The sequence below is a fragment of the Alteribacillus sp. JSM 102045 genome, from assembly GCF_041949975.1.
In the GTDB taxonomy this organism is placed as follows: domain Bacteria; phylum Bacillota; class Bacilli; order Bacillales; family Marinococcaceae; genus Alteribacillus.
Genome location: NZ_JBHFQG010000025.1, coordinates 47,246 through 54,480 on the forward strand (window position 1 = coordinate 47,246; position 7,235 = coordinate 54,480).

Annotated in this window: 7 protein-coding genes and 12 tRNA genes; 18 read left to right on the forward strand and 1 reads right to left on the reverse strand. The window is 41.2% G+C overall.

Annotated elements, in window-relative coordinates; translation table 11 throughout:
• The first annotated feature begins 26 nt into the window (after positions 1-26).
• The 5 genes from ACE1TI_RS15480 (at position 27) to ACE1TI_RS15500 (ending at position 4,642) form a co-directional block, all read left to right on the forward strand.
• Complete coding sequence (locus ACE1TI_RS15480) at positions 27-356, forward strand: STAS domain-containing protein (protein WP_375008472.1); 330 nt, start codon at positions 27-29, stop codon at positions 354-356.
• Positions 356-847 (forward strand): anti-sigma B factor RsbW, encoded by a 492-nt coding sequence (rsbW, locus tag ACE1TI_RS15485; RefSeq protein ID WP_375008473.1) that lies wholly within the window; start codon positions 356-358, stop codon positions 845-847. Before ACE1TI_RS15480 ends, rsbW begins: the two co-directional genes overlap by 1 nt.
• The gene (gene sigB, locus ACE1TI_RS15490; protein ID WP_375008474.1) at positions 804-1,604 is read left to right on the forward strand and encodes an RNA polymerase sigma factor SigB; all 801 of its coding nucleotides are present in this window, start codon (positions 804-806) and stop codon (positions 1,602-1,604) included. Before rsbW ends, sigB begins: the two co-directional genes overlap by 44 nt.
• A 1-nt stretch (position 1,605) precedes the next feature.
• Positions 1,606-2,208 (forward strand): PP2C family serine/threonine-protein phosphatase, encoded by a 603-nt coding sequence (locus tag ACE1TI_RS15495; protein ID WP_375008475.1) that lies wholly within the window; start codon positions 1,606-1,608, stop codon positions 2,206-2,208.
• 247 nt (positions 2,209-2,455) lie between these two features.
• Entirely contained in the window at positions 2,456-4,642 is a 2,187-nt protein-coding gene (locus ACE1TI_RS15500; protein ID WP_375008476.1) for a Tex family protein, read from the forward strand.
• A gap of 191 nt (positions 4,643-4,833) precedes the next feature.
• Here ACE1TI_RS15500 and cmpA read toward each other — a convergent pair whose 3' ends face one another.
• Entirely contained in the window at positions 4,834-4,956 is a 123-nt protein-coding gene (cmpA, locus tag ACE1TI_RS15505) for a cortex morphogenetic protein CmpA (protein WP_375008477.1), read from the reverse strand.
• A 117-nt stretch (positions 4,957-5,073) separates the two neighbouring features.
• Between cmpA and ACE1TI_RS15510 the strand changes: the two genes are divergently transcribed.
• The 13 genes from ACE1TI_RS15510 to ACE1TI_RS15570 all read left to right on the forward strand — a co-directional run bounded on the left by ACE1TI_RS15510 (position 5,074) and on the right by ACE1TI_RS15570 (position 7,038).
• Positions 5,074-5,520 carry a SprT family protein gene (locus tag ACE1TI_RS15510; RefSeq protein WP_375008478.1) on the forward strand — a complete coding sequence of 149 codons (447 nt, stop codon included), beginning with the start codon at positions 5,074-5,076 and terminating at the stop codon, positions 5,518-5,520.
• A gap of 177 nt (positions 5,521-5,697) precedes the next feature.
• Positions 5,698-5,772 (forward strand) — tRNA-Asn (locus ACE1TI_RS15515).
• Positions 5,773-5,775: 3 nt separating this feature from the next.
• A tRNA-Ser gene (locus tag ACE1TI_RS15520) sits at positions 5,776-5,866 on the forward strand.
• Between the two features lie 10 nt (positions 5,867-5,876).
• Positions 5,877-5,951 (forward strand) — tRNA-Glu (locus ACE1TI_RS15525).
• Between the two features lie 4 nt (positions 5,952-5,955).
• A tRNA-Val gene (locus tag ACE1TI_RS15530) sits at positions 5,956-6,031 on the forward strand.
• Between the two features lie 106 nt (positions 6,032-6,137).
• Positions 6,138-6,213 (forward strand) — tRNA-Asp (locus tag ACE1TI_RS15535).
• A 32-nt stretch (positions 6,214-6,245) separates the two neighbouring features.
• Positions 6,246-6,320 (forward strand) — tRNA-Gln (locus ACE1TI_RS15540).
• Positions 6,321-6,327: 7 nt separating this feature from the next.
• A tRNA-Leu gene (locus ACE1TI_RS15545) sits at positions 6,328-6,411 on the forward strand.
• A gap of 26 nt (positions 6,412-6,437) precedes the next feature.
• Positions 6,438-6,524, forward strand: a tRNA-Leu gene (locus ACE1TI_RS15550).
• Positions 6,525-6,531: 7 nt separating this feature from the next.
• Positions 6,532-6,608, forward strand: a tRNA-Arg gene (locus tag ACE1TI_RS15555).
• 121 nt (positions 6,609-6,729) lie between these two features.
• A tRNA-Pro gene (locus tag ACE1TI_RS15560) sits at positions 6,730-6,806 on the forward strand.
• A gap of 6 nt (positions 6,807-6,812) precedes the next feature.
• Positions 6,813-6,886 (forward strand) — tRNA-Gly (locus tag ACE1TI_RS15565).
• A 75-nt stretch (positions 6,887-6,961) separates the two neighbouring features.
• Positions 6,962-7,038 (forward strand) — tRNA-Ile (locus tag ACE1TI_RS15570).
• The last annotated feature ends 197 nt before the right edge of the window (positions 7,039-7,235 follow it).

Below are 7,235 nucleotides of genomic sequence, written 5' to 3' on the forward strand. Positions count from 1 at the left end.
CAAAGAAATAATGGGAGGCATTTAAGATGAATTTAGATATTCGTACCGAGGAAAAAAACGGCCTCAATCTCCTTTACGTAGGCGGGGAGGTAGATGCCTATACAGCTCCACAATTAAGAGATGCCCTTCTCCCTTTAACAGAAAATGAAGGAGCGAAAGTTATAGTTGATCTTTCAGAAGTTGATTATATAGACAGCACAGGCTTAGGAATTTTTATTGGGGCATTAAAATCTTCAAACAGCAATAACAGTACACTCAAACTGACCGGTTTAAACCCTCGGGTAAAACGGTTGTTCTCCATAACAGGTTTGGATGAAGTGATGGACATCGATGAAGAAAGAGAGGAGGCCAAGTGATGAGTGACAAAGCTGTAGATTATATTGAAATGAAAATTCCAGCTAAAGCAGAATATGTAGGAGTTGTCAGGCTAACCGTCTCGGGGATTGCTAACCGGGTCGGTTATTCCTATGATGATATCGAAGATTTGAAAATTGCAGTAGCTGAAGCATGTACTAATGTAGTAGATCATGCCTATAAAGAGAATGGTTTGATGGCTTTAGGGTGCAGCGTCTATAAAGACAAAATAGAAATTGTTGTTTCAGATAACGGGCAAAGTTTCGATATGGATGATCTGAAAAAGGGACTTGGCCCTGTAGACGGTACAAAGCCAATAGGAGAGTTGGAAGAAGGGGGGCTAGGACTTTTTCTTATTGATTCTCTGATGGACAAAGTGGAAATCAACGGAGAAGCTGGTGTAGCAATTGTGATGACAAAGTTTCTTCAAAGAGATGAGGTGGAATCTAATGCCAATGGAGTCCAAGCACCAACAAAAGCACAAGAACAATAAGGAAAAGAACCAAGTCTATGAATGGATAAAGGAATTTCAACAGGATCCCTCAGAAGAAATTCAAACGAAATTAGTAAAACATTATGAGCCGTTGGTGCAGTCCTTGGCACGAAAGTTCTCTCGAGGCCAAGACCATGATGATGATTTGTATCAAGTAGGGATGATTGGTCTCTTAGCTGCTTTGAGAAGATTTGATGACTCTTTTAAACGCAGCTTTGAATCCTTTGCAGTCCCTACTATTGTAGGAGAAATAAAAAGGTTTATAAGGGATAAAACATGGAGTGTGCATGTGCCAAGGCGGATTAAGGAGTTAGGCCCTCGCATAAAAAAAGCAGTAGAAGAGTTGACAAATGAACTTCAGCGTTCTCCGCGGGTAGAAGAAATTGCTTCTTATTTAGAAGTCAGTGAAGAAGAAGTTTTAGAGACGATGGAAATGGGTAAAAGTTACCAAGCCCTTTCTGTTGATAGGTCTATTGAAGCGGACCAAGAAGGCAGTGCTGTTACACTTCTTGATCTTGTCGGGGATACCGAGGAAGGCTATGAGAAAACCGATCAGCACATGCTGTTAGAAAAAGCTTTCGGAATTTTAACCGACCGAGAAAAAGAAATATTACAATGCACTTATTTTGATAATTTAAGTCAGAAAGAGACTGGGGAGAAGCTGGGGATCTCTCAAATGCATGTATCCCGTCTTCAGCGCAGAGCCTTGCAAAAATTACGTGATTCTATACGAGTGGAGCCATCGGAGTGTCTTTAAAATGATTGAAAACAAAACACATTCCAAAGTTGATATTGCAGCTTTTCAGCAGGGTAAAAAAGGGAATTATTGTTGCGGGGATGCGTATGTTACAGTAGAAGCAGATAATTACTTTATCTGTGCCCTAGCAGATGGATTAGGAAGCGGAGAGGGTGCGTATCATTCCTCTAAAATAGCAATGGACGTCATTAGGGAGCATCATCAGGAAAATGTCCCTAATCTTTTAGAGAAGTGTAATCGTGCTTTAATACAAGAAAGAGGCGTTGTCATAACAATACTTAAAGTTTACTTTACTACTAATGAAATTGTTTACGGCAACATTGGCAACATAGGGACATTTCTATTTTCTGACAAAGGTGAGTCCACCCGGCCAATCCCAGCCCCTGGATATATGTCCGGTCGAAAATTCCAATACAGGCTGGCTCATTTTCCGTTTCGCAAAGGCTTCCAATTTTTATTGCACTCTGATGGAGTTACAGTCTCACAATCTGATCAGCAGTGGCTGAAAAACGCTCATTCACCTGAACTTTCTATCCAGCATTTATCAAAGAAAGCTAAAAATCAAAATGATGATGTAACAATTATCGCTGGATTTATTACTTAAGAGCCCGGGCAAGAGGCTCTTTTTTATTTTTCTTTTTTAATAACTATAAGTGCTTTTGGTAAACGTGTATAAGACAAATTGGGACTTTGGCTGTTCTTTAAGGACATGGCGTTATCAGGTTGTTTTTTCACGGATTATTGTTGAGGGTGTATGCCAAGTATGCTTATGATATAGTAAAAAGAAATATCAAACGTTCAATGAAACGTTGTGTCTAATACATAGAAACAGAGAAGGAGTTCGTGGTCTTATGGAGGTTAACGAGAAGAATGAAGAGGTTCTTATTGGGAATATCACAAAAGATCTCAGTTTAAAAAGAACTTCGGTTAAAAATATCATTCATTTACTTGAAGAAGGTAATACTGTTCCCTTTATTGCACGTTATCGAAAAGAACAAAGCGGTGGAGCAGATGAAGTGCAGATCCGTGCTGTCCAGGAGTCCTGGGAATATGGAAATCAATTAAATGAAAGAAAACAAGAGGTATTACGGCTGATTGATGAGCAGGGGAAATTATCTGACGAGCTGGGACAGTCCATTCAATCAGCCAATAAGTTACAAGAAGTAGAAGATTTATACCGGCCGTACCGCCAAAAGCGAAGAACGCGAGCCACTGCTGCAAAGGAAAAAGGGTTAGAACCGTTGGCGTCTTTTATTATTTCACAGCCTCGCGAAGGCGATATAGAAAAAGAAGCAGGCAATTATATTTCAGAGGAAAAAGAAGTCGAAACAAAGGATCAGGCGCTGCAGGGAGCTCTGGATATTATTGCGGAATGGGTTTCAGATGACCCGGAAGTAAGAAAACGTATCAGAACTATGACATTTCAACAAGGATATATATCATCTGCAAAGAAAAAGAATCAAGAAGACCCGCAAGGTATTTATGAAATGTATTATGAGTATGATGAACCCCTTAAAAATATTCCATCGCACCGAGTGCTAGCGATGAATCGAGGAGAAAAAGAAGGGATATTAAAGATATCGATAAAAACAAAAGAAGAGGCGGTTTATTCGTTTCTTGAAAAACATGTGATTAAACGATTTGGTTCCCCATCCGTTCCTTATTTAGAAAAAGCATATGAAGATGCTTATAAGCGCTTAGCTGCCCCTGCGATTGAGCGGGAAATTCGTAAGGAATTAACAGAAAAAGCAGAGGAGCAGGCCATTCATATTTTTTCAGAAAACCTGAAAAACCTGCTGCTTCAACCGCCTGTAAAAGGGAAAATAGTGCTTGGGGTTGACCCTGCCTATCGCACTGGCTGCAAACTTGCTGTAATTAATGAGACGGGGAAAGTGCTTGATATTGATGTCATGTACCCAGTGCCGCCGAAGAAGGAAGTAGAAAAATCAAAAACATTAATAAAAAAATTGATGGAAAAGTATCAAATAGAAGTTATAGTAATTGGAAATGGAACAGCTTCTAGAGAAACAGAAGAGTTTATCGCTGATATTATCCCTGAACTGAATGGAGACGTCTCGTATCTCATTATTAGTGAAGCGGGCGCAAGCGTGTATTCAGCTTCTACTTTAGGGCGCGAAGAATTTCCTGATTTAGAAGTTGAAGAAAGAAGTGCTGTGTCGATTGCACGGCGGCTTCAAGACCCGCTGGCCGAATTAGTGAAAATTGATCCAAAATCAGTTGGCGTAGGACAGTACCAGCATGATGTCTCGCAATCCCGGTTAAATGAATCATTGAAGTTTGTAGTAGAAACAGCGGTTAACCAGGTTGGTGTAAATATAAATAGTGCCTCATCCAGCTTGCTTCAATATGTAGCTGGCTTATCAAAATCTGTCGCGAAAAACATTATAAAAGCAAGAGATGAAAAGGGAAGGTTTTCTACACGAAAAGAACTTCAAAAAGTGCCAAGACTTGGAGCGAAAACGTATGAACAAGCAGCAGGATTTCTTCGTATCCCAGACGGCGTTGAGCCGTTAGATCGCACAGCGATTCATCCGGAAAGCTATGAAGCTGCCTTGAAGCTATTGGAAATGATTAATGCAGACACTGAAGAAGCTGGTACTTCCTCAATAAAAGAAAAATTAGATCGAGTAAACGTTGAACAAACTGCTGAAGAGCTAGGAGTGGGGATTCCGACACTTCGTGATATTATCGAAGACTTAAAAAGACCAAACAGAGACCCTCGTGATGAACTGCCTCTTCCTGTATTAAAAAAAGGAATTATGAAAATGGAGGATCTAGAGAAAGGGATGGAGCTGCAGGGAACCGTCAGAAATGTAGTGGATTTTGGGGCTTTTATTGATATAGGAGTTAAACAAGACGGCCTTGTCCATATTTCAAAAATTGCATCACGCTTTATTAAACATCCGATGGAAGAGGTTGCTGTTGGAGATGTAGTTAATGTGTGGGTCGAAGATGTAGAGGTGAAAAAAGGCAGGATTGCTTTAACGATGATCCAGCCAGAAAAACAAACAAATTAAAATAAGAAAAGCGCAAGTACCCATTTCAGCCTGGACAGGTAAATGTTCTCCAGGCAATAAAGACGCTTTCTGCCTTTAATGACTGAAGGTTATTAAACCCCGAGAGGCTGGGAGCTGAAGCTAGACATCAAAGCGCAAAAATGGATATACTTTCTTACCTTACATACATTGAAGAACTGGCCGAGCGAAGATTAACGGCCAGTCTTTTTTTGTTTTAATTGATAATCAAACCAGCATTGGTTGAGTACCCGGATCTCCTGACGGTTTTTTTCAAGAAATGCTTTTTCGAGCTGCCGCATGAACCAGCCAGGCATTCCGCATGACCTCCTGTATCATTTAGATAAATGAAGCGTAACAAATAAACATTTGCTAAAATTAGTATATGCTTTATAGTTTGTCAGAGTTTACAAAAAAGGAGTTTGTTTTAGAACATGGACAAGGATCTGACTCATCTTACAAAAGAAATTTCCGAAGCTTTTTTCGGTAAGCCTTTTAGACATACTGCAAAGTTTAATAACCGTTTAAGAACAACGGGGGGGAGGTATATGCTCTCATCTCATGATATAGAAATTAACCCAAAGCAATACGAATGGTTTGGAGAAGAAGAGCTAATTTCCATCATAAAGCATGAATTATGTCATTATCATTTACATCTAGAAGGAAAGGGGTTTAAACATAGAGATCACGATTTTAAAGTGCTGCTAAATAAAGTAGGAGGAGCAAGACATTGTCAGGAAGTCCCAGGGACTAAAAATAAAAAGAAACAAGTGCATTATTATCAGTGTTCAGCTTGTGGGTGTGAATATAAAAGATACCGAAGAATGGATACTTCTAAATTTGTATGCGGGAAATGTAAAGGGAAAATCAAAAAAATATAAAAAACCGCTTGACCAATATTGGCTCCCGTGTTACATTATAAAAGTCGCTTGAGACGAAACAGCATAAGAAGCAATTCGAAAGCACATAAAAAAATAAAAAACATGTTGACAGTACATAAGCGATTCGTTACAATATACATTGTCGCTGAAAAACAGCGAGTCACTTATTTAGAATATTCCACAGTAGCTCAGTGGTAGAGCTATCGGCTGTTAACCGATCGGTCGCAGGTTCGAATCCTGCCTGTGGAGCCATTAGGAGAAGTACCCAAGTGGCTGAAGGGGCTCCCCTGCTAAGGGAGTAGGTCGTGTAAGCGGCGCGAGGGTTCAAATCCCTCCTTCTCCGCCATGAATATAGCGGCCCGTTGGTCAAGTGGTTAAGACACCGCCCTTTCACGGCGGTAACAGGGGTTCGAATCCCCTACGGGTCACCACCGTGGAGGGTTAGCTCAGCTGGGAGAGCATCTGCCTTACAAGCAGGGGGTCGGCGGTTCGATCCCGTCACCCTCCACCACTTAAAATAAATCCAGTTTTATTTCTCGTCCCGGAGCGTACATCAGTACGTGACTGGCAGAACGACAGTAGCTGACGAAGAGATTCGCAGATTATTCTTCAAAAATGGGCCTGTGGTGTAGCGGTTAACATGCCTGCCTGTCACGCAGGAGATCGCGGGTTCGATTCCCGTCAGGCCCGCCACTTTAACAAATAACAAAAACATAACTAATTAATGGGCCATAGCCAAGCGGTAAGGCAACGGATTTTGATTCCGTGATGCGCTGGTTCGAATCCAGCTGGCCCAGCCAACAACATGCGGGTGTGGCGGAATTGGCAGACGCGCTAGACTTAGGATCTAGTGTCTCTGACGTGGGGGTTCAAGTCCCTCCACCCGCACCATTATTTTTTGAAGACAATTTGGTTGCGCGGTCGTGGCGGAATGGCAGACGCGCTAGGTTGAGGGCCTAGTGGGAGTTAATCCCGTGGAGGTTCAAGTCCTCTCGACCGCACCATATATAAGCGCCCGTAGCTCAACTGGATAGAGCGTCTGACTACGGATCAGAAGGTTAGGGGTTCGACTCCTCTCGGGCGCGCCATTTAAATACTTAACTCTCTAAAAATCACCATTGCTTTAGAGAACACTGGATAGTATAATAGATAATTAGTTTTCTTTAAAATTTTATAAAACCATTGCACATTAAAAAATGTTCACAAAAACGGGAAGTAGCTCAGCTTGGCAGAGCACTTGGTTTGGGACCAAGGGGTCGCAGGTTCGAATCCTGTCTTCCCGACCATTATTTGCGGGTGTAGTTTAGTGGTAAAACCTCAGCCTTCCAAGCTGATGTCGTGGGTTCGATTCCCATCACCCGCTCCATTTTAACCCTTTTATAACTAAATATGAAGCATTAGTTCTTTTTTTATGCTTTTATGAAGAGAAGTTATAAATGAAGGGCCTGTAGCTCAGTTGGTCAGAGCGCACGCCTGATAAGCGTGAGGTCGGTGGTTCAAGTCCACTCAGGCCCACCATTTAAAAAAGTTGTTGACAAGGTTTTAGAAACTTGTTATGATATTACTTGTCGCTTTGAAAAGAGCGAAGGAAGTTGTCCTTTGAAAATTGAATGAAAGTCAAGCGTCTGTTAATTTCTTTAACAAATTATTTTTAAGATACAGCTTGTATCAATCTCTTTTCATGGAGAGTTTGATCCTGGCTCAGGACGAACGCT

Coding starts and splice junctions, on each gene's coding strand:
- ACE1TI_RS15495 (WP_375008475.1), top strand. CDS start 1,606: ATGATTGAAAACAAAACACATTCCAAAGTTGATATTGCAGCTTTTCAG.
- ACE1TI_RS15480 (WP_375008472.1), top strand. CDS start 27: ATGAATTTAGATATTCGTACCGAGGAAAAAAACGGCCTCAATCTCCTT.
- cmpA (WP_375008477.1), bottom strand. CDS start 4,956: ATGCCTGGCTGGTTCATGCGGCAGCTCGAAAAAGCATTTCTTGAAAAA.
- rsbW (WP_375008473.1), top strand. CDS start 356: ATGAGTGACAAAGCTGTAGATTATATTGAAATGAAAATTCCAGCTAAA.
- ACE1TI_RS15500 (WP_375008476.1), top strand. CDS start 2,456: ATGGAGGTTAACGAGAAGAATGAAGAGGTTCTTATTGGGAATATCACA.
- ACE1TI_RS15510 (WP_375008478.1), top strand. CDS start 5,074: ATGGACAAGGATCTGACTCATCTTACAAAAGAAATTTCCGAAGCTTTT.
- sigB (WP_375008474.1), top strand. CDS start 804: ATGCCAATGGAGTCCAAGCACCAACAAAAGCACAAGAACAATAAGGAA.